This window comes from Pseudomonas sp. P4_C4, from assembly GCF_056402055.1.
Map to the genome: position 1 here is coordinate 85,205 of NZ_JBFUID010000002.1, position 19,099 is coordinate 104,303.

Here is a 19,099-nt window from a genome sequence, read left to right on the forward strand (position 1 = left end):
TGCGGGCATAATCTGGCCCGCACGTGTCATTGGAATTATGTTGCTCGATGACGCTCTGCCTGAAATCGCCCCCGACGTAACAAGAGGGCGACGGGCATTGAGCAGCTGACCCACAAGGGAAGAGAGATCACCATGCTCGAAAGTTGTCAGAATGCTCAGGAACGCTGGGGTGGAGTGCACCTGCTGATCGATCGCTGGTTGCAGGAGCGCGAAGAGCTGATCGATGCATACGACAAGCTCGGTGCCGATCCAGAGGCACTGTCCACGAATCGCAAGCCATTGCAGGAGTTCTGCGGCGTGTTGGTCGATTATGTATCGGCCGGGCATTTCGAGATCTACGAACAGCTGACGGGGGAGGCCAAGGCCTTCAACGACAAGCGTGGGCTGGAGCTCGCCGAGACCATCTACCCGCGCATCGATGTCATCACTGAAAAGCTGCTTGCGTTCAATGACCTTTGCGACGAAGGCAAATGCGTTGCCGAGAAGTTCAAGGAACTGGGTAGCCTGTTGCACGAACGCTTCGAACTGGAAGACTGCCTGATCGAAGTGCTGCACACAGCCCACAAGGAAGCCGATTCGGTTCAGGCCTGAAGCACTTCCTGCAAGACCCCGAAACGGCGTGCCAAGGCACGCCGTTTTTCATTTCCGCTGTCAGCTGGTTGCACCGCGCAATTCGACTTCGAACACCAATGGAGTGAACGGTGCGATCACGTCGCCGGCACCGTCGGCGCCATAGGCTTGGGCCGACGGAATCACCAGTCGCCATTTCGCCCCGACCGGCATGTTTTGCAATGCACTGCGCCATCCGGCGATCACGCTGTCGAGACTGAACCATTGTGGCTGGCTGTTCTGATCGAACACCGTGCCATCGGGCAAGCGACCGATGTACAGCACCTGCACTTTGCCGTTCGGTCCGGCCTTGGCACCAGTGCCTGGCGTCAACTCCTTCAGCAACACGCCATCAGCCAGTTCGCGCACGCCGGGCTTGGTCTTTTCTGTGGCGAGAAAACGCTGTTCCTTTTCCAGCGCCATTTCGCTTTGCGGCTCGGCTGACTGCATGGCGATCCGGGCTTCATGTTCGGTCAATATCTGCCGGATCTGCTCGTCCTTCAGCGCCAGCGGTTTGCCCTGATAGGCCTGCTGCAATCCTTCGACCAGCGCCTGGAGTTGCAGGTCGGGAGCCTCCTGGCGCAAGCGTTCGCCAAGGCTCGCACCCAGGCTGTAAGCGAGATCGCGGGCTTCATTTTCCTGTGTTGTCGCGGCGGCTTGGGCCACCGAAAAAAACACGCACAGCGATAAAAAAAGGTAGCGCGACATGGGCACTCTCCGATCTGAATTGCGGGCGATTATGCCAGTGAGAATGCGCGCAACGGTGAACTGCTTTTGCGTCGCGACAGAAGTTTTTCGATCCTTTGCAACGCGGGGCTTTCGATAGTGTCAACATGCCCTAGCGGCGGTTGCAGCAGAGGTCTAGTATGAGCCGCACTCACTTCAGCCAGGAGGTAAACCATGTCGGCCACCAAGAAGCCAGTAAACACTCCATTGCACCTGCTCCAACAACTCTCGGGCAGCCTGCTCGAGCACCTGGAAACCGCTTGTTCCGAAGCCTTGGCTGATGCTGAAAAACTGCTCGCCAAACTGGAAAAGCAGCGCGGAAAAGCGCAAGAGAAACTGCACAAGTCCCGCACCAAATTGCAGGACGCTGCGGCGGCCGGAAAAGCCAAGGCACAAGCCAAGGCCAAGGACGCAGTGGCCGACCTTGAAGAGCTGCTCGATGCCCTCAAGGATCGTCAATCGGAAACCCGCGGCTACATTCTGCAACTCAAGCGCGATGCCCAGGAAAGCCTGAAACTGGCCCAGGGCGTCGGTCGTGTACAAGAGGCTGTCGGCAAGGCGTTGTCCCTGCGTGCAGCCAAACCTGCTGCGGCACCTGCGAAGAAAGCCGCTGCCAAACCGGTTGCTGCAAAAGCACCGGCCAAGCCGGCCGCCAAAGCACCGGTGAAAGCCGCAGCCAAACCAGCAGCGAGAAAAGCAGTCGCTGCCAGCGCTGCGAAACCGGCTGTTAAAACGACGCCAGCCAAGCCTGCCGCAGCCAAATCTAGTGCTGCAAGAACTGCTGCCGTCAAACCCGCCGTGGCGAAAACCGCGGCTGCAAAACCAGCTGCAAAAACGGCCGCTAAACCCGCAGCAAAACCCGCAGCCAGAACCGCAGCAGCGAAGCCTGCTGCGAAGCCGGCCGCCAAATCTGTCGCGGCCAAACCCGCTGTAAAACCTGCTGCGAAAACTGCGGCCAAACCCGCTGTAAAAGCAGCGGCCAAGTCGGCCGCTAAACCGGCCGCCAAACCTGCTGCGGCTAAACCTGCCGCTGCTGCCAAACCGGCCACCGCCAAACCCGCTGCCAAGCCAGCGGCGGCGAAGCCAGCTGCAAAACCAGCAGTGAAAAAACCTGTTGCCGCCAAGCCGGCCGCCGCGCCAGTTGCCAAGCCAGCCAACCCGGCTCCGGCAGCAACGTCTGCTTTAGCAGCAGCCACCTCGACAGCCACGCCAGCGCCAACGCCGGCCGCCGCATCGATCGCAGCAACCACCCCAACCAGCGCTTCCTAAGTGCCGGTTACCGCGACGCGCAGCTGATGCAGCGCGTCGCGGTCCAGGTGGGCGGCGCCTGCCGCCACACCATTGAGCCAGGCCGATAGATCGGTCGCCTCACCTTGCGGCCAACTCAACGCCGATCGTTCCAGTCGTACCAACAGATGTCGCTCGGCTTCCAGTTCGAGTGCCTTCACTTGCTCGCGCAAAGCATTCAGTTCGCCATCGTCGGCGGCAACGACTTTCCAATTCACCCGCAAGGCTCGCAGCGGTCGCACCACGTCTGCGTCCCACGGCTCGGCCACGCTACGCAGTTGCTGCAATCGGTGTTCGTTAAAGGCGACGCCACGTTCTCCCAGCCACAGTCCGCAGAGTAGCAAGCACACATTGATGCCCGCCGACTGCAATTGCAGGCATGCGGGTTCAACGCCGGGCTGGGCATAAGTACTAAGGGAAAAACTCCACAGGTCAGAGGACATAGTGCTACTCGCGCCAGTTGCGAGCGAAGCTGGTAGACTCCGCCGCCATTATGATTCGACTTCAGAACCTGACTTTACAGCGTGGCCCGCAACGTCTGCTAGAAGACGCCGAGCTGACCCTGCACGCCGGCCACAAAGCCGGCCTCATCGGTGCCAACGGCGCCGGCAAATCGAGCCTGTTCGCCTTGCTTAGGGGCGAGCTGCACCCGGACTCGGGTGATTGCTTCCTGCCGGCCGACTGGCGTATCGCCCACATGCGCCAGGAGGTCGACACCCTCGAACGCCTGGCGGTCGACTACGTGCTCGATGGCGACCTGCGCCTGCGCCAGGTGCAACGCGACCTGGCGGCAGCCGAAGCGGCCCATGACGGTGCCGCACAGGCCCGCCTGCACTCCGAACTCGACAGCGCTGACGGTTACACCGCCGACGCCCGGGCGCGCAAGTTGCTGGCCGGTCTCGGGTTCACCAATGAGCAGATGGATCGTCAGGTCGGGGATTTCTCCGGTGGCTGGCGGATGCGTCTGAACCTGGCACAGGCCTTGATGTGCCCATCGGACCTGCTGCTGCTCGACGAACCGACCAACCACCTGGACCTCGACGCCATCATCTGGCTCGAAGAATGGCTCAAGAGCTATCCCGGCACCTTGATGCTGATTTCCCACGACCGCGACTTCCTCGATGCCGTGGTCGATCACGTGGCCCACGTCGATCAGCGCAAAATCACCCTGTACCGCGGTGGCTACAGTGCCTTCGAGCGTGCCCGTGCCGAACGCCTGGCCCAGCAACAGCAGGCCTACGAGAAGCAGCAGGTGCAACGTGCGCACATGGAAAGCTACATCGCCCGCTTCAAGGCCCAGGCCACCAAGGCGCGTCAGGCCCAGAGCCGGATCAAGGCACTGGAGCGGATGGAAGAGCTGACCGCTGCCCACGTCGATTCGCCGTTCGACTTTGTCTTCCGTGAATCGCAGAAGATTTCCAGCCCGCTGATCGACCTGTCCGATGCCCGCCTGGGTTACGGCGACAAAGCCGTGCTGGAGAAGGTCAAGCTGCAACTGACCCCGGGTGCGCGAATCGGTCTGCTCGGCCCGAACGGTGCCGGTAAATCGACCCTGATCAAGAACCTTGCCGGTGAGCTCTCGCCATTGGCCGGTCGCTTGACCCGTGGCGAGAACACCGTGGTCGGTTACTTCGCCCAGCATCAACTCGATTCTCTGGATTCCAAGGCCAGCCCTTTGCTGCACTTGCAGCGCCTGGCGCCGACCGAGCGCGAACAGACCCTGCGCGACTTCCTCGGCGGTTTCGACTTCCGTGGCGCGCGAATCGACGAACCGGTACTGAATTTCTCCGGTGGCGAGAAAGCGCGCCTGGCGTTGGCCTTGATTGCCTGGGACCGACCGAACCTGTTGCTGCTCGACGAACCGACCAACCACCTGGACCTGGAAATGCGCCTGGCGTTGACCATGGCCCTGCAGGAATTCAGTGGTGCGGTACTGGTGGTCTCTCACGATCGTCACTTGCTCAAAAGCACCACCGACAATTTCTATCTGGTGGCGGACGGCAAAGTCGAAGAGTTCGACGGCGATCTGGAGGACTACACCCGCTGGCTGGTGGAGTATCGCCAGCGCAACGCCCCGGTCAGCAACACGCCGGTCAACCCGGACAAGACCGACAAGAAAGCCCAGCGTCAGGCCGCTGCTGCGTTGCGTCAGCAACTGGCACCGCACAAGCGCGAGGCTGACAAGCTCGAAGCCGAGCTGGGCAAGGTCCACGAAAAGCTGGCGAAAATCGATGCCAGTCTCGGCGACAGTGACATCTACGAACCGGCACGTAAGAACGAATTGCGTGATCTGCTAGCCGAACAGGCCAAGCTGAAGGTGCGTGAGGCGGAGCTGGAGGAAGCGTGGATGGAAGCCCTGGAATTGCTGGAAGGCATGCAGGCGGAGCTGGAGGCACTGTCCTGATGGACGCCTTCAAGCTGCCGCTGCCGGCGGTGTGGGTCGAGCCGATCTGGCTCGGCGTGCAAATCCTGCTGATCCTGCTCGCCGGTTACATCACCCAGCGCTTTGTTGCCAAATGCCTGACTCGTCTCGGTGAGCGCTACCCGTTTCCGCCGCAGTTGCTGATGCCGCTGCGCGGGGGCCTGCGCTGGCTGATCATGGGCAGTGCGTTGATTTTCGTGCTGGGGCGCCTCGGGGTTTCGGCCACGGTGCTCTGGACCGCGCTATCCGGTTTTGTCGCGGTCGCGGCGGTGGCGTTTTTCGCCATGTGGAGCGTGCTCTCCAATCTGCTCTGCGCGATTCTGATCTTTACCGTCGGTCCGTTCCGCCTCGGTGATGTGGTCGAGTTGGTGGACACCACCGACAAGCCTGGCGTCAAAGGCCGGGTGGTGGCGATCAACCTGCTGTACACCACGCTGATCGAGGCCGAAGAACTCGGCACTGGCAGCGCCATGGTGCAGGTGCCCAACAGTTTGTTCTTCCAGCGTTCGGTGCGGCGCTGGCGGGGGACGGATGGTTTCCCTTCAAGCGGGTTTGAGAAGTAAGCCAGCTCAAGATCTTTGCTTTTGGCTGTTAGCAGTCGCCATGTCCTACAAAAAATCGGTAGTCATCCAATCAAAGCCGCATTAGTTTAGACGTCTGTCACGAGTCTGAGTCGAGGTGTGCAATGGAGCTTGAAACATGGCTGGCGTTTTTTGCCGCCTGCTGGGTGATCAGCCTGTCCCCCGGTGCCGGCGCCATTGCGTCGATGTCCAGCGGTCTGCAATACGGATTCTGGCGCGGCTACTGGAACGCCCTGGGTCTGCAATTGGGCCTTGCAGTGCAGATCGCCATCGTCGGCGCCGGTGTGGGCGCGATTCTGACGGCGTCGGCCACAGCCTTCTATGCGATCAAATGGTTCGGCGTGGCGTACCTGGTCTACCTCGCGATCAAGCAATGGCGTGCGCTGCCAAGCGATATGAGCGATGACGCGGCGGTGCGTCAGATCGGCAAGCCGATGGCCCTGGTGTTCCGTGGTTTCCTGGTGAACATCAGTAACCCCAAGGCGCTGGTGTTCATGCTGGCGGTGTTGCCGCAGTTCATCGATCCCCATGCTCCACTGCTGATTCAGTATCTGGTGATCGGCGTGACCATGATCTGCGTCGACTTGATCGTCATGGCCGGCTACACCGGTCTGGCGTCCAGGGTGTTGCGTCTGCTGCGCACACCGAAACAGCAAAAACGCATGAATCGGACCTTTGCCGGACTGTTCATCGGTGCGGCAGCATTCATGGCGACGCTGCGCAAAGCTGCGGTCTAAACCCGCAGAAATCCAGGAAGGCGACCCATGAGGTCGCCTTTTTCATTGGTGTATCAATACCTTGGAGAGCCCGTGATTTCACCGGAAGTCCCGACAATGCTTGAGCGAAACCCGTTGGGCGTTAACAATATGTAACTTCGTTTTTCAAATTGAGATTCATTCATGATTGCCCCCTCCCGTTTGCTGGCCTGGCTGTTGCTGCCGCTGTTCGCGGCGTGCAGCGTTCAACTGCTGGCCGCCCCCGCCGAAGGTGCGCCGCAGGCGCTGCACTTGCTCGATTACATCGGCGCGGATTACCCGGACACGGTGCAGGCGGGCAGCATCACGGACCAGGCCGGATTTCGCGCGCAACAAGAGTCGGTCAAGACGCTGGGAAGTCTGATTGCGGCCATGCCGGCCAAACCGGAAAAAGCCGCGCTGGAGCAAAGCCTGACCGCGCTGGGAAATTCCATCGGCGCCCGTCAGGACGGTGCTGATGTCACTCGCCAGGCCCGGCAACTCGGTGCAAAGCTGGCTGTGGCCTATGAAGTCAGCCAGGCCCCGGTCATTACGCCGGACCCGGCGCGTGGCGCGCCGTTGTACGCTCAGCATTGCTCGGTCTGCCATGGCGATACAGGGGCCGGCGACGGCCCGGCGGGCGTCGGGATGAAGCCACCGCCGTCCAACCTGCGCGATACCAAGCGGCTGGATCGACAGAGCCTCTACGCGATCTACAGCACCTTGGGTCTGGGCGTCGAGGGGACTGACATGCCGGCCTTTGCCGATCAACTGGATGATCGTCAGCGTTGGGACCTTGCCACCTATATCGCCAGCTTCAGTGTTGACCCGGCGACGGCCAAGGCTGAAAAGACCTACAACATCGCCGACCTGGCTCGTCAGACCCCGGCGGAAGTACAGACCGCCGAAGGCCCGCAAGCCACCGCAACCTTCCGTGCCCAGCGGGCGCAACCGCCGCAGGTCAAGCGTGGCCCGGCGCAACTGCTCGACTACACCGCAGCCACTCTGGACAAGAGCATCGCGGCGTATCGTACCGGTGAGCATGATCAGGCTTATGACTTATCCGTAGCGGCGTATCTGGAAGGCTTCGAGCTGGTTGAGAGCTCGCTGGATAACATTGACGCCAACGTGCGTAAAGACACTGAAAAATCCCTGATGGCCTACCGTCAGTCGTTGCAGGACGGTCTGCCGGTGAGCGAGGTCGAGCAGCGCCTGGACGTGGCCAAGGCCAAGTTGAAGGCATCGGCCGGCCTGCTGGGCAACGACGGTTTGAGCTGGTCGCTGAGTTACATTTCCGGCCTGCTGATTCTGCTGCGCGAAGGTCTGGAAGCGATTCTGGTGCTGGCGGCGATCCTGGCTTTCCTGCGCAACACGGGTCAACAGGCGGCGGTACGCAGCGTCAACGCCGGTTGGGGGTTGGCGTTTTTGGCGGGACTGGGTACCTGGGCGCTGGCAGCCTATGTGATCGACGTCAGCGGTTCGCAGCGCGAATTGCTGGAAGGTGCGACGGCGTTGTTTGCCAGTGTCATGGTGTTGTGGCTGGGCGTGTGGATGCATGACCGTCGTCACGCGGCGGCCTGGCAGGATTACATCAAGACCAGCCTTGTGGGTGGCGGTGGGCGTTTCGGCTTTGCGACCCTGGCGTTTTTCTCGGTGTATCGCGAACTGTTCGAAGTGATTCTGTTCTACGAAACCCTGTGGTTGCAGGCAGGTCCGGCGGGGCATAACGCGGTGCTGGCCGGTGGGGCTACGGCGCTGGTGCTGCTGGTCGTCCTGGCCTGGGTGATTTTGCGCGGTTCGGCGAAGCTGCCGCTGGCGCTGTTCTTCAGCATCAACGCCGGTCTTTTGTGCGCCTTGTCGGTGGTGTTTGCCGGGCATGGCGTGAAAGCGCTGCAAGAAGCCGGGATCTTCGGCACTCGACCGGTGCCGTTCTTTGACTTTGAATGGTTGGGGATCCATGCCGATGCGTATTCGCTGAGTGCACAGGCTGTGGCGATTGCAGCAATCATCGTGTTGTATGGCCGTAGCCGGGTGGTTGAGAAGCAGCGGGTGCAGGTTTCTTAAAGGGCATTCGCTGCGCTCATATTCGCGGGCAATAGAGGAAAACATGATGCGTGTGTGGATCGATGCCGACGCCTGCCCACGGGCAGCCAAGGATCTGGTGGTGAAGTTCGCCCTCAAGCGCCAGTTCGAAGTGGTGCTGGTGGCCGGGCAGCCGCAAATCAAGCCGGGTCTGGCGCTGGTCAAGCTGATCGTGGTGCCGAGCGGCCCGGATGCAGCGGACGATTATCTGGTGGAACACGCGGTGCCCGGTGAGCTGGTGATCTGCAGCGACGTGCCATTGGCCGACCGTTTGGTGAAGAAGGGCGTGGCTGCGCTCGATCCACGGGGCAAGGAGTTTGATGCGCAGAACATGGGGGAGCGGTTGGCGGTGCGCAACCTGTTCACCGATTTGCGCGAACAGGGGCAAATGGGTGGGGGGCCAGCGCCGTTCGGCGACCGTGAGAAGCAGGCGTTTGCTAATGCGCTGGACCGGATTTTGACTCGGCTCACCCGCAAAACCTGAGCCTGTCAGTGAACCCTGTGGGAGCGAGCTTGCTCGCGATAGCGGACTTACAGACAACATTGATGTTGAATGTGCTGGCCCCATCGCGAGCAAGCTCGCTCCCACAGTTTTGAAGGGGGTCAGGCGTCGTCTTCGTGGGTCAGTTCCAGTACCCGGTCCACCAGTTTGTTGATCCCCGATGCGGCTTCGCTGATGCTCTGCGCCAGCATGTAAGCCGGAGTGCTCACCAGTTTGCGCGCCTTGTCCTCGACGATGTCACTGACCGCGCAATCGGCATGGGTGGCACCCATCTTGTTCATCGCGGCAGCGGTGTCGGTGTCATTGCCAATGGTGCAGGTGACGCCGGGGCCGTAGATCTTTGCCGCCAGGGCAGGGGAGATACACATCAACCCCACCGGCTTGCCGGCCTCGGCAAAGGCTTCGGTCAATGCCAGGACATCCGGTTGAACGGTGCAGCCAGCGCCTTCGATGGCGAAGTTGGACAGGTTCTTGGCCGAGCCGAAGCCGCCGGGCACGATCAGCGCATCGAACTCATCGACGTTCGCGTCACGGATATCCTTGATGTTGCCCCGGGCTATCCGTGCCGACTCCACCAGCACGTTGCGCGATTCAGGCATTTCTTCGCCGGTCAGGTGATTGATCACATGCAACTGCGCGATGTTCGGTGCGAAACACTGCACCTGGGCACCGCGCTGGTCCAGACGCAGCAGGGTGATGACGCTCTCGTGGAGCTCGGCGCCGTCGTACACGCCACAACCGGAAAGGATCACTGCAACTTTTTTGCTCATGGGCTTTTCTCCAGATTCATGGCGTTAAATGTCCACTAATTTGTCACTCGTTGCCATAGGGTTAATTCACGACTACACATAGCATCTGTCCTCAAGATTCCGGTCAGGGCGCGTCATGGACTTCATTCTGTATGCGGTGCCGTTTTTCTTTGTGCTGATCGCCGTCGAACTGCTGGCCGACCGTTGGCGCGGGGTCAGTAATTATCGGGTGGCGGACGCGATCAACAGCATCAGCACCGGCGTGCTGTCGACCACCACGGGGCTGCTGACCAAAGGCGTGGGGCTGGTGACCTACGCGTTCGCCCTCAAGTACCTGGCGCTGTTCGAACTGTCGGTCGACAGTGTGTGGGTCTGGGTGTTCGCCTTTGTCTTCTATGACTTCTGCTACTACTGGCTGCACCGCATGGGCCACGAGCGCAACATCCTCTGGGCCGCCCATTCGGTGCATCACCAGAGTGAGGACTACAACCTGTCCACGGCGTTGCGCCAGACCAGTACCGGATTCCTGCTGAGCTGGATCTTCTATCTGCCGATGGCCGTGTTCGGCGTGCCGCTGCTGATGTTCGTCAGCGTCGCGGCGCTCAACCTGCTCTACCAGTTCTGGGTGCACACCCGGCACATTCCCAAGCTTGGCTGGTTCGAATGGTTCTTTGTCACGCCGTCCAATCATCGGGCTCACCATGCACAGAACGCTCTCTACATGGATCGCAACTACGGCGGCGTGTTCATTATTTGGGACCGTCTGTTCGGCTCGTTCCAGGAAGAAGACGACAACGAGCCGGTGATCTTCGGTGTGACCACGCCGCTGGCGAGCTGGAATCCTGTGTGGGCAAACGTGCAGTTCTACGCGCAGTTGTGGGCAGATGCGCGGCGTGCCGAGAGCACCTGGGACAAGCTGCGGATCTGGTTCATGCGCACCGGTTGGCGCCCGGCGGACGTGGCGGCCAAATACCCGATGAACAAGCCGGACCTGTCCTTGTTCCGCAAATTCGAGGTGCCGCTGGACGGGCGTCAGCAGCTTTATATCCTGCTGCAGTTCTGCGTCTACATCGCGCTGGGCAGCTACTTGATGAATCTTGAACCGAAACTGCCAGTCGCCGCCCTTATGTTGGGTTGGGGGGCGGTGGCGTTCGGTCTGTTTGTGCTGGGCGTGGCCCTGGAGAATCGCCCGTGGGCGTTGAAGCTGGAGTGGGTGCGGCTGGCGTCGAATCTGCCATTGGTATGGCTGGCCCCGATGGTGGGGTTGTGGCCGGCCAGTGCGGTGGGCTGGGTCGGCCTGCTCAGTTACAGCCTGTTGAGCGGAATCGGTCTCTACTGTTGCAGAAATCGCATTACTCGGTTGGCGTCGTAGGACCCTCGATTTTGGTTCGTTCGACCTTCATGGCTTGCTCGTCGGCGTAGACCTGCCTGGCCAGGCGGGCATTCTTGAAGCGCCGGCGCAGCCATAGCACGAATCCCAGGACCAGCAGGGCGCCGAGCACCCAGAGTTCGTACTTCTTCACACTGCCGAGCATGCCTTCGAGCACGGCGCCGAAATGGTACGCGGCCGCCGCCAATGCGGCGGCCCAGATCGCCGCGCCAATCCCGTTGAGCAGCAGGTAACGGCCCGGCGGATAGCCCGACAGCCCGATGGCCACCGGCATGACCGTGCGCAAACCGTAGACGAAGCGGAAGCTCAGCACCCAGATGTCCGGATGCTTGCGAATGTGTTCCAGCGCCCGGTCGCCCATCATTTGCCAGCGCGGTTTGCGCGCCAGCAGCTTGCGACCGTGCTTGCGTCCCAGGAAGTACCACAGTTGGTCGCCGGCATAGCTGCCGAAGAAGGCCACGACCACCACCAGGTTGATGTCCATGTATCCACGGAACGCGAGGAAGCCCGCGAGTACCAGAATGGTTTCGCCTTCGAAGAACGTGCCTAGAAAGAGGGCAAAGTAGCCGAAGTCATGCAGGAATTGTTGGAGCATTGTCTGGGTGCTGGCGAAATGAACGCGCAGCCTAACCCTTCGGACACATTCAGGAAAGTGTCCAAATGTGTCTCGACGTGAACATTTCCTACAAGGACAATGGAATGCGGCTACCTGTCGCAGCGTGCACATAACTGTAATACGTTCGTCATAATGGCCGCTTATAACTGTCACGCTCGCACGTCTGCGGGCTCAGGAGTCTGCCGTGAGCTTTGCCCCCGCCAACCGTTTGTTCCCCGCAACCCGCCTGCGCCGCAACCGTCGTGATGACTTCTCGCGTCGTCTGGTCCGTGAAAATGTCCTGACCGTCGATGACCTGATCCTGCCGGTATTCGTGCTGGACGGTGAAAACCGTCGCGAAGCGGTGGCCTCGATGCCGGGTGTCGAACGCCTGACCATTGACCTGTTGCTGGAAGAGGCGGCCAAGTGGGTCGAGCTGGGGATTCCGGCGCTGGCGCTGTTCCCGGTAACACCCTCGGAGCTCAAGTCGCTGGACGCCGCCGAAGCGTGGAACCCGGAAGGCATCGCCCAACGCGCGACCCGTGCGCTGCGTGCGCAATTCCCTGAGCTGGGCGTGATCACCGACGTCGCCCTGGACCCGTTCACCACCCACGGCCAGGACGGCATTCTTGATGAAGTAGGCTACGTGCAGAACGACATCACCGTCGACGCACTGGTCAGGCAAGCCCTGTCCCTCGCCGAAGCCGGCGCCCAGGTCGTGGCGCCATCGGACATGATGGACGGCCGCATCCAGGCGATCCGCGAAGCCCTCGAGGTGGCCGGTCACGTCAACGTGCGGATCATGGCCTACTCGGCCAAGTATGCCAGCGCCTATTACGGCCCGTTCCGCGATGCGGTCGGTTCGGCGCTGAACCTGGGCAAGGCCAACAAGGCCTCCTATCAGATGGACCCGGCCAACAGCAACGAAGCCCTGCACGAAGTGGCGGCGGACTTGTCAGAAGGTGCAGACATGGTCATGGTCAAGCCAGGCATGCCGTACCTGGACATCCTGTGCCGGGTAAAAGAAGAATTCAAAGTGCCGACGTTTGTTTATCAAGTCAGCGGCGAATACGCCATGCACATGGCGGCGATCCAGAATGGCTGGTTGAGCGAAGGGGTTATCCTCGAGTCCCTGACCGCTTTCAAACGTGCAGGGGCAGATGGCATCCTGACGTACTTTGCCGTTCGTGCTGCTCAATTGTTACGAGAGCAAAAATAGCCCTCCCAGGAACATTCGATGAATACCGAAGTGCTCACTGAAGTTGCCGTAAAAGACGCTCAACCTGTGGTGGAGCAAGTCGACGAGACCCCGCCGGAGCTGGAGCCGGCTCCGCCCGCGGCGGTCGTCGAGACCGCTGCGCCAGTGCCAGCGGTGGCCATCCCCGGTCTGGATGACAGCAGCCTGTACATCCACCGCGAGCTCTCGCAACTGCAGTTCAATATCCGCGTGCTGGAGCAGGCGCTGGACGAGTCCTACCCGTTGCTGGAGCGGCTGAAGTTTCTGCTGATCTTCTCCAGCAACCTGGACGAGTTCTTCGAAATTCGTGTCGCCGGCCTGAAGAAGCAGATCACTTTCGCCCGTGAACAGGCCGGTGCCGATGGTCTGCAACCGCACCAGGCCCTGGCTCGCATCAGTGAGCTGGTTCACGGTCACGTCGATCGTCAGTACGCAATCCTCAATGACATTCTGTTGCCGGAGCTGGAAAAACATCAGGTCCGCTTCATCCGTCGCCGCAATTGGACGACCAAGCTCAAAACCTGGGTCCGCCGCTATTTCCGCGACGAGATCGCCCCGATCATCACCCCGATCGGCCTCGACCCGACGCACCCGTTCCCATTGCTGGTGAACAAGAGCCTGAACTTCATCGTCGAACTCGAAGGTATCGACGCCTTCGGTCGCGATTCCGGTCTGGCGATCATCCCGGCGCCACGCCTGCTGCCGCGCATCATCAAGGTGCCGGAAGAAGTCGGCGGCGCAGGCGACAACTACGTGTTCCTGTCGTCGATGATCCACGCCCATGCCGATGACCTGTTCCAGGGGATGAAGGTCAAGGGCTGCTACCAGTTCCGCCTGACCCGGAACGCCGACCTGGCGCTGGATTCCGAAGATGTAGAAGACCTGGCCCGTGCCTTGCGCGGCGAGCTGTTCTCCCGTCGTTATGGCGATGCGGTACGTCTGGAAGTGGCTGATACCTGCCCGAAACACCTGTCCGACTACCTGCTCAAGCAGTTCAACCTGGGCGAGAGCGAGTTGTATCAGGTCAACGGTCCGGTGAACCTGACGCGGCTGTTCAGCATCACTGGTCTGGACAGCCAGCGCGAGTTGCAATATCTGCCGTTCACCCCGCAGATCCCGAAACTGCTGCAGAACAGCGAGAACATTTTCAGCGTGATCAGCAAGCAGGACATCTTGCTGCTGCACCCGTTCGAGTCGTTCACCCCGGTGGTCGACCTACTGCGCCAGGCCGCCAAGGATCCGCACGTGCTGGCGGTGCGCCAGACGCTGTACCGTTCTGGCGCCAACTCGGAAATCGTCGATGCGCTGGTGGATGCGGCGCGTAACGGTAAGGAAGTCACCGCGGTGATCGAGTTGCGTGCGCGGTTCGACGAAGAATCCAACCTGCAACTGGCCAGCCGTCTGCAAGCGGCCGGTGCGGTGGTGATCTATGGCGTGGTCGGCTTCAAGACACACGCCAAGATGATGCTGATCCTGCGTCGCGAGGCGGGTGAAATCGTGCGTTACGCGCACCTCGGCACGGGTAACTACCACGCCGGCAACGCCCGCCTGTACACCGACTACAGCCTGCTGACCTCCGACGATGCCTTGTGCGAAGACGTCGGCAAACTGTTCAGTCAGTTGATCGGCATGGGCAAGACGCTGCGCATGAAGAAATTGCTGCACGCGCCGTTTACCCTGAAAAAGGGCATGCTCGACATGATTGCCCGCGAAACCCAGTTCGCCCTCGACGGCAAACCGGCGCACATCATCGCCAAGTTCAACTCGCTGACCGATCCGAAGATCATCCGCGCGCTGTACAAGGCCAGTCAGTCAGGCGTGCGCATCGATCTGGTGGTGCGTGGCATGTGCTGCCTGCGGCCGGGCATCGCCGGGGTCTCCCACAACATCCACGTGCGTTCGATCATTGGCCGCTTCCTGGAACACACCCGGGTCTTCTACTTCCTCAACGGTGGCGACGAGCAGATGTACCTGTCCAGTGCCGACTGGATGGAACGCAACCTCGACAAGCGCGTCGAGACTTGCTTCCCGGTGGAAGGCAAGAAGCTGATCATGCGGGTCAAGAAAGAACTGGAGTTGTATCTGACCGATAACACCCACAGCTGGAGCCTGCAGTCGGACGGTCGTTACATCCGTAACACACCAACCGGCAACCAGAATCCGCGCAGCGCCCAGGCTACGTTACTGGAGCGTTTGGGCAGTCCGATACTGGCTGTTCGTTAACGCAGCGACCCTAAAAAAGGGCGATCCATATGGATCGCCCTTTTTTTGTATCAACGCGGTCCCCTGTAGGAGCGAGCTTGCTCCGGGCGGCGCTCCGACGAAAAACGTGAGGGCAACGCGTATCCAGATAACACGCGTTATCGTTAGCCTCCATCGCGAGCAAGCTCGCTCCTACAGGGGGGAATCAGCGTGCGTTCAGCACAATATCGACGCGAGTGAGCCATTCCGCTTCGATGGCGAAGTCGGCCTGGGTCAGCTGGTTTTCGTCCAGCCAGTTCTCCGGGAACACTACTTCCAGGCTGTTGCCATAGGCGTTCAGCTCCACCTGGGGCATTTGCTGGGTGCCACGGATGTGGTGGAACAGGATTGCAAAGCGCAGCAGCACGCACAGGCGAATCAGCTTGATGCCGTCGTCGCCGAAATCGGCGAACTTGTCCTTGGGAATATTGCGGCGGTGGCCGCGCACCAGTAGTGCGAGCATCAATTGGTCTTCGCGGGAGAACCCGGCGAGGTCGGAGTGCTCGATCAGGTAGGCGCCGTGCTTGTGGTACTGATAGTGAGCAATGTCCAGGCCCACTTCATGGACCTTGGCCGCCCAGCCGAGCAGTTCGCGCCAGACGCCGTCTTCCAGATCCCAGTCCGCGGCCACCTGATCGAACGCATGCAGCGCCTTGCGCTCGACCCGTACCGCTTGCTCTTGATCGACGTGGTAGCGCTCCATCAGCGAAGTGAGGGTGCGCTCGCGCACGTCTTCGTGATGATGGCGGCCCAGCAGGTCATAGAGCACGCCTTCGCGCAGGGCGCCTTCGCAGTGATCCATGCGTTGCAGTTCGAGGGAATCGAAGATCGCTTCGAGGATCGCCAGGCCGGCCGGGAAAATCGCACGGCGATCCGGCTTGATACCATCGAAGTCGATTTTCTCGACGTCGCCGAGCTTGATCAGTTTGCGCTTGAGCCAGGCCAGGCCTTCGGCATTGACCTCGCCGGTGCCGTGACCGCCAGCCTTCAACGCCAGACCGATGGCGCGGATGGTGCCCGAGGAGCCGATGGCTTCATCCCAGGTCAGGCGGTGCAAGGCGTGCTCGATGCTCATGATCTCCAGCCTCGCCGCCGTGTACGCCTGGGCGTAACGGGCCGGGGTGATCTTGCCGTCCTTGAAATAGCGCTGGGTGTAGCTGACGCAACCCATCTGCAGGCTTTCGCGCAGCAGCGGTTCGAAGCGCTGGCCAATGATGAATTCGGTACTGCCGCCGCCGATGTCGGCCACCAGGCGCTTGCCCGGGGTATCGGCGAGGGTGTGGGACACGCCGAGGTAGATCAGGCGCGCTTCTTCACGACCGGAGATGACTTCCACCGGGTGGCCGAGGATTTCTTCGGCGCGACGGATGAATTCGGCGCGGTTGCGGGCTTCACGCAAGGCGTTGGTGCCAACAATGCGAACGGCGCCGGTGGGCATACCGCTGATCAGTTGGGCGAAGCGCTTGAGGCAGTCGAGCCCGCGCTGCATCGATTCTTCGTTGAGATGGCGCTCTTCGTCGATGCCAGCGGCCAGCTGAACCTTCTCCCCGAGACGCTCGAGAATACGGATCTCGCCGTTCTGGGCCTTGGCCACGACCATGTGAAAGCTGTTGGAGCCCAGGTCGATTGCGGCGATCAGGGACAGATTCTTGGCTTGGGATTGCGGCATGGTCAGGGGTCTCGGTCGATAACCTCGACATCGTGCCACGATCAAAGGCTGGCGCCAACGCGAAGGTGACCGCTTCGCGGTCAATCGCGAGCAAGCTCGCTCCCACAGGGTTCCAGGTTGCCGCTAATCCCGCGACCGACGCAGGCCCCATGTGGGAGCGAGCTTGGTCCGGGCAGCGTTCCGACGATGACGGCTTAGCTGGCGCTGAAGATCTGTCAGCCCGCCGCTTCAACCGTCCCAATGAAATTCGCCAGCTCCGCCGTCTGCGGGTTGGCGAACAGTGCTTTCGGATCCCCAACCTCATGCACCTTGCCCTGGTGCATGAACACCAACTTGTCCCCAACCTCCCGGGCGAAGCGCATTTCGTGGGTGACCATGATCAGCGTCATTCCTTCCTTCGCCAGTTGCCGGACCACGCTCAGCACTTCGTTGACCAGTTCCGGGTCCAGCGCCGAGGTGATTTCGTCGCATAGCAAAACCTTCGGCGACATCGCCAGTGCCCGGGCAATCGCTACCCGCTGTTGCTGCCCGCCGGACAGCCGATCAGGGAAGGCATCGAACTTTTCCCCCAGTCCGACCCTTTCCAGCATCTGTCGCGCCAGCTCGGCGGCCTTGGCTTTCGGTACTTTCTGCACCACTTGCGGCGCGAGCATCACGTTCTCACCCACGGTCAGGTGCGGGAACAGGTTGAACTGCTGGAATACCATGCCGACCTTCTGCCGCAGGCTGCGCAGATCGGCGCGGGCGGCGTCGAGGTATTCGCCGTCGACTTCGATCACGCCGTCGTTGATCGACTCCAGGCCGTTGAGGGTGCGCAGCAAGGTCGATTTGCCCGAACCGCTACGGCCGATGATCGCCACCACCTGGCCTTCCTCGACACTCAGATCGATGCCTTTGAGCACATGGTGATCGCCGTAGTATTTATGCAGGGCGGAAATTCTAAGCAGAGGCATGCAGTCTCCTTTCCAGGTAGCGCGCACTGAGCGACAAGGGATAACAGAGCAGGAAATAGCCGAGAGCGACGAGGCCGTAGACCATGAAGGGTTCGAAGGTGGCGTTGGCGAGCATGCCGCCAGTCTTGGTCAGTTCGGTGAAACCGATGATCGAGGTGACGGCGGTGCCTTTGACCACTTGCACCGAGAAACCCACGGTCGGCGCCACGGCGATGCGCAACGCCTGGGGCAGGATCACATAGCGCAATTGTTCCAGCGGGGTCAGCGCCAGGCTCGACGAGGCTTCCCACTGGCCGTTGGGAATCGACTCGACGCAACCGCGCCAGATCTCCGCCAGGTAAGCGCTGGTGAACAGCGTCAGCGCGATCGCCGCTGCCATCCACGGCGAAATCTCCACCCCGGCCAGCGCCACGCCAAAAAACACCAGGAACAGCTGCATCAACAGCGGCGTGCCCTGGAACAGTTCGATATAAGTGCGAGCGAAACTGCGCGGCAGGGATTTCTCCGAGATGCGCATGACCATGATCAGCAAGCCAATCAGCCCGCCGCCAATGAACGCCACCAGCGACAGCGCCAGCGTCCATTGCAGGCCGGTGAGCAGGTTGCGCACGATGTCCCAGAAGGTGAAATCGCTCATTGGCTGTTCCTCGCGATAAACCGATGCCCGATCCAGTTCAGCAATTGGCGGATCAGCAGCGCCATACACAGATAGAGCAGCGTGGTCAGGGCATAGGTTTCAAAGGCTCGGAAGTTGCGAGATTGAATGAAGTTGGCCGCGAAGCTCAGCTCTTCAGTGGCAATCTGTGAACACACCGCCGAGCCGAGCATCACGATGATGATCTGGCTGCTCAGGGCTGGCCAGACCTTACCCAGCGCCGGCAGCAGCATCACGTGACGGAAGGCTTCGAAACGTGTCATCGCCAACGCCGCCGCGGCTTCCAACTGACCCCGGGGGATCGCCTGGATGCCAGCGCGGATAATCTCGGTCGAATAGGCTCCGAGGTTGATGACCATCGCCAGCACCGCCGCCTGCCATTCGGAAATCTGCACGCCCAGGGACGGCAAACCGAAGAAGATGAAAAATAACTGCACCAGAAATGGCGTGTTGCGGATCAACTCGACGTAGACCGCGAAAACCCCCGCGAAAGGCCGGATGTTCCACGCCCGCACCAGCGCCCCGACGATGCCCAGCCCCACGCCGAGCACAGCGCCGATGGCGGTCAGCTCAAGGGTGAACAACGCACCACGCAGCAACAGATCGGTGTTGTTCACCACCGGCAGGAAATCGAACTGATAAGCCATAAAACGTCTCCAGCGCGCCG

General features: G+C 60.9%; 18 protein-coding genes. 10 read left to right on the plus strand and 8 right to left on the minus strand.

Going from position 1 to position 19,099, the window contains the following annotated elements:
• Positions 1-132 precede the first annotated feature (132 nt).
• The gene (rsd, locus tag AC1DXW_RS01955; protein WP_477754319.1) at positions 133-591 is read left to right on the plus strand and encodes a sigma D regulator; all 459 of its coding nucleotides are present in this window, start codon (positions 133-135) and stop codon (positions 589-591) included.
• A 60-nt stretch (positions 592-651) separates the two neighbouring features.
• Here rsd and AC1DXW_RS01960 read toward each other — a convergent pair whose 3' ends face one another.
• Positions 652-1,317: an FKBP-type peptidyl-prolyl cis-trans isomerase gene (locus AC1DXW_RS01960; protein WP_477754320.1), complete on the minus strand. Its 666-nt coding sequence runs from the start codon at positions 1,315-1,317 to the stop codon at positions 652-654.
• 192 nt (positions 1,318-1,509) lie between these two features.
• Here AC1DXW_RS01960 and AC1DXW_RS01965 point away from each other — a divergent pair, with 192 nt between their 5' ends.
• Positions 1,510-2,604, plus strand: a complete 1,095-nt coding sequence (locus tag AC1DXW_RS01965; RefSeq protein ID WP_477754321.1) for an AlgP family protein — start codon at positions 1,510-1,512, stop codon at positions 2,602-2,604.
• Here AC1DXW_RS01965 and AC1DXW_RS01970 read toward each other — a convergent pair.
• Positions 2,601-3,065 (minus strand): TIGR02444 family protein, encoded by a 465-nt coding sequence (locus AC1DXW_RS01970; protein ID WP_477754322.1) that lies wholly within the window; start codon positions 3,063-3,065, stop codon positions 2,601-2,603. The two genes, AC1DXW_RS01965 and AC1DXW_RS01970, sit on opposite strands and share 4 nt — an antisense overlap.
• Before the next feature lie 50 nt (positions 3,066-3,115).
• Here AC1DXW_RS01970 and AC1DXW_RS01975 point away from each other — a divergent pair, with 50 nt between their 5' ends.
• The 5 genes from AC1DXW_RS01975 to AC1DXW_RS01995 all read left to right on the plus strand — a co-directional run bounded on the left by AC1DXW_RS01975 (position 3,116) and on the right by AC1DXW_RS01995 (position 8,925).
• A complete protein-coding gene (locus tag AC1DXW_RS01975; RefSeq protein ID WP_477754323.1) occupies positions 3,116-5,026 on the plus strand; it encodes an ATP-binding cassette domain-containing protein in 1,911 nt (636 codons plus the stop codon).
• Entirely contained in the window at positions 5,026-5,607 is a 582-nt protein-coding gene (locus AC1DXW_RS01980; protein ID WP_477754324.1) for a mechanosensitive ion channel domain-containing protein, read from the plus strand. The genes AC1DXW_RS01975 and AC1DXW_RS01980 overlap by 1 nt, the downstream gene beginning before the upstream one ends.
• A gap of 122 nt (positions 5,608-5,729) precedes the next feature.
• Entirely contained in the window at positions 5,730-6,362 is a 633-nt protein-coding gene (gene rhtB / locus AC1DXW_RS01985) for a homoserine/homoserine lactone efflux protein (RefSeq protein WP_477754325.1), read from the plus strand.
• A 162-nt stretch (positions 6,363-6,524) separates the two neighbouring features.
• The gene (locus AC1DXW_RS01990) at positions 6,525-8,423 is read left to right on the plus strand and encodes an FTR1 family protein (protein WP_477754326.1); all 1,899 of its coding nucleotides are present in this window, start codon (positions 6,525-6,527) and stop codon (positions 8,421-8,423) included.
• Between the two features lie 46 nt (positions 8,424-8,469).
• Positions 8,470-8,925 (plus strand): YaiI/YqxD family protein, encoded by a 456-nt coding sequence (locus tag AC1DXW_RS01995; protein WP_477754331.1) that lies wholly within the window; start codon positions 8,470-8,472, stop codon positions 8,923-8,925.
• Between the two features lie 119 nt (positions 8,926-9,044).
• Here the strand turns inward: AC1DXW_RS01995 and elbB are convergent, their stop codons facing one another.
• Complete coding sequence (elbB, locus tag AC1DXW_RS02000; RefSeq protein ID WP_108217183.1) at positions 9,045-9,713, minus strand: isoprenoid biosynthesis glyoxalase ElbB; 669 nt, start codon at positions 9,711-9,713, stop codon at positions 9,045-9,047.
• A gap of 115 nt (positions 9,714-9,828) precedes the next feature.
• Here elbB and AC1DXW_RS02005 point away from each other — a divergent pair, with 115 nt between their 5' ends.
• Positions 9,829-11,064 carry a sterol desaturase family protein gene (locus tag AC1DXW_RS02005; protein ID WP_477754327.1) on the plus strand — a complete coding sequence of 412 codons (1,236 nt, stop codon included), beginning with the start codon at positions 9,829-9,831 and terminating at the stop codon, positions 11,062-11,064.
• Here AC1DXW_RS02005 and AC1DXW_RS02010 read toward each other — a convergent pair.
• On the minus strand, positions 11,045-11,677 hold the full coding sequence (locus tag AC1DXW_RS02010; RefSeq protein WP_477754328.1) for a DedA family protein: 633 nt from the start codon (positions 11,675-11,677) through the stop codon (positions 11,045-11,047). The genes AC1DXW_RS02005 and AC1DXW_RS02010 overlap by 20 nt on opposite strands.
• A 205-nt stretch (positions 11,678-11,882) precedes the next feature.
• Between AC1DXW_RS02010 and hemB the strand changes: the two genes are divergently transcribed.
• Complete coding sequence (hemB, locus tag AC1DXW_RS02015) at positions 11,883-12,896, plus strand: porphobilinogen synthase (RefSeq protein WP_477754329.1); 1,014 nt, start codon at positions 11,883-11,885, stop codon at positions 12,894-12,896.
• A gap of 18 nt (positions 12,897-12,914) precedes the next feature.
• Positions 12,915-15,137: a polyphosphate kinase 1 gene (gene ppk1, locus AC1DXW_RS02020; protein ID WP_477754330.1), complete on the plus strand. Its 2,223-nt coding sequence runs from the start codon at positions 12,915-12,917 to the stop codon at positions 15,135-15,137.
• Between the two features lie 184 nt (positions 15,138-15,321).
• Here the strand turns inward: ppk1 and ppx are convergent, their stop codons facing one another.
• The 4 genes from ppx to AC1DXW_RS02040 all read right to left on the minus strand — a co-directional run bounded on the left by ppx (position 15,322) and on the right by AC1DXW_RS02040 (position 19,079).
• Positions 15,322-16,824 (minus strand): exopolyphosphatase, encoded by a 1,503-nt coding sequence (gene ppx / locus AC1DXW_RS02025; protein ID WP_477754644.1) that lies wholly within the window; start codon positions 16,822-16,824, stop codon positions 15,322-15,324.
• A 215-nt stretch (positions 16,825-17,039) separates the two neighbouring features.
• On the minus strand, positions 17,040-17,777 hold the full coding sequence (locus AC1DXW_RS02030) for an amino acid ABC transporter ATP-binding protein (protein WP_477754645.1): 738 nt from the start codon (positions 17,775-17,777) through the stop codon (positions 17,040-17,042).
• The gene (locus AC1DXW_RS02035) at positions 17,764-18,414 is read right to left on the minus strand and encodes an amino acid ABC transporter permease (protein ID WP_477754646.1); all 651 of its coding nucleotides are present in this window, start codon (positions 18,412-18,414) and stop codon (positions 17,764-17,766) included. Before AC1DXW_RS02035 ends, AC1DXW_RS02030 begins: the two co-directional genes overlap by 14 nt.
• Positions 18,411-19,079, minus strand: coding sequence for an amino acid ABC transporter permease (locus tag AC1DXW_RS02040; protein ID WP_477759736.1), 669 nt, complete (start codon positions 19,077-19,079; stop codon positions 18,411-18,413). The genes AC1DXW_RS02035 and AC1DXW_RS02040 overlap by 4 nt, the downstream gene beginning before the upstream one ends.
• Between the last annotated feature and the right edge of the window lie 20 nt (positions 19,080-19,099).

What these genes read in the sequence shown, in the direction of transcription:
- rhtB (WP_477754325.1), top strand. Translation starts at nt 5,730, where the DNA reads ATGGAGCTTGAAACATGGCTGGCGTTTTTTGCCGCCTGCTGGGTGATC.
- AC1DXW_RS02005 (WP_477754327.1), top strand. Translation starts at nt 9,829, where the DNA reads ATGGACTTCATTCTGTATGCGGTGCCGTTTTTCTTTGTGCTGATCGCC.
- AC1DXW_RS02035 (WP_477754646.1), bottom strand. Translation starts at nt 18,414, where the DNA reads ATGAGCGATTTCACCTTCTGGGACATCGTGCGCAACCTGCTCACCGGC.
- elbB (WP_108217183.1), bottom strand. Translation starts at nt 9,713, where the DNA reads ATGAGCAAAAAAGTTGCAGTGATCCTTTCCGGTTGTGGCGTGTACGAC.
- AC1DXW_RS01990 (WP_477754326.1), top strand. Translation starts at nt 6,525, where the DNA reads ATGATTGCCCCCTCCCGTTTGCTGGCCTGGCTGTTGCTGCCGCTGTTC.
- AC1DXW_RS01995 (WP_477754331.1), top strand. Translation starts at nt 8,470, where the DNA reads ATGCGTGTGTGGATCGATGCCGACGCCTGCCCACGGGCAGCCAAGGAT.
- AC1DXW_RS02040 (WP_477759736.1), bottom strand. Translation starts at nt 19,079, where the DNA reads ATGGCTTATCAGTTCGATTTCCTGCCGGTGGTGAACAACACCGATCTG.
- AC1DXW_RS01980 (WP_477754324.1), top strand. Translation starts at nt 5,026, where the DNA reads ATGGACGCCTTCAAGCTGCCGCTGCCGGCGGTGTGGGTCGAGCCGATC.
- ppk1 (WP_477754330.1), top strand. Translation starts at nt 12,915, where the DNA reads ATGAATACCGAAGTGCTCACTGAAGTTGCCGTAAAAGACGCTCAACCT.
- ppx (WP_477754644.1), bottom strand. Translation starts at nt 16,824, where the DNA reads ATGCCGCAATCCCAAGCCAAGAATCTGTCCCTGATCGCCGCAATCGAC.
- AC1DXW_RS02030 (WP_477754645.1), bottom strand. Translation starts at nt 17,777, where the DNA reads ATGCCTCTGCTTAGAATTTCCGCCCTGCATAAATACTACGGCGATCAC.
- AC1DXW_RS02010 (WP_477754328.1), bottom strand. Translation starts at nt 11,677, where the DNA reads ATGCTCCAACAATTCCTGCATGACTTCGGCTACTTTGCCCTCTTTCTA.
- AC1DXW_RS01960 (WP_477754320.1), bottom strand. Translation starts at nt 1,317, where the DNA reads ATGTCGCGCTACCTTTTTTTATCGCTGTGCGTGTTTTTTTCGGTGGCC.
- AC1DXW_RS01965 (WP_477754321.1), top strand. Translation starts at nt 1,510, where the DNA reads ATGTCGGCCACCAAGAAGCCAGTAAACACTCCATTGCACCTGCTCCAA.
- AC1DXW_RS01970 (WP_477754322.1), bottom strand. Translation starts at nt 3,065, where the DNA reads ATGTCCTCTGACCTGTGGAGTTTTTCCCTTAGTACTTATGCCCAGCCC.
- AC1DXW_RS01975 (WP_477754323.1), top strand. Translation starts at nt 3,116, where the DNA reads ATGATTCGACTTCAGAACCTGACTTTACAGCGTGGCCCGCAACGTCTG.
- rsd (WP_477754319.1), top strand. Translation starts at nt 133, where the DNA reads ATGCTCGAAAGTTGTCAGAATGCTCAGGAACGCTGGGGTGGAGTGCAC.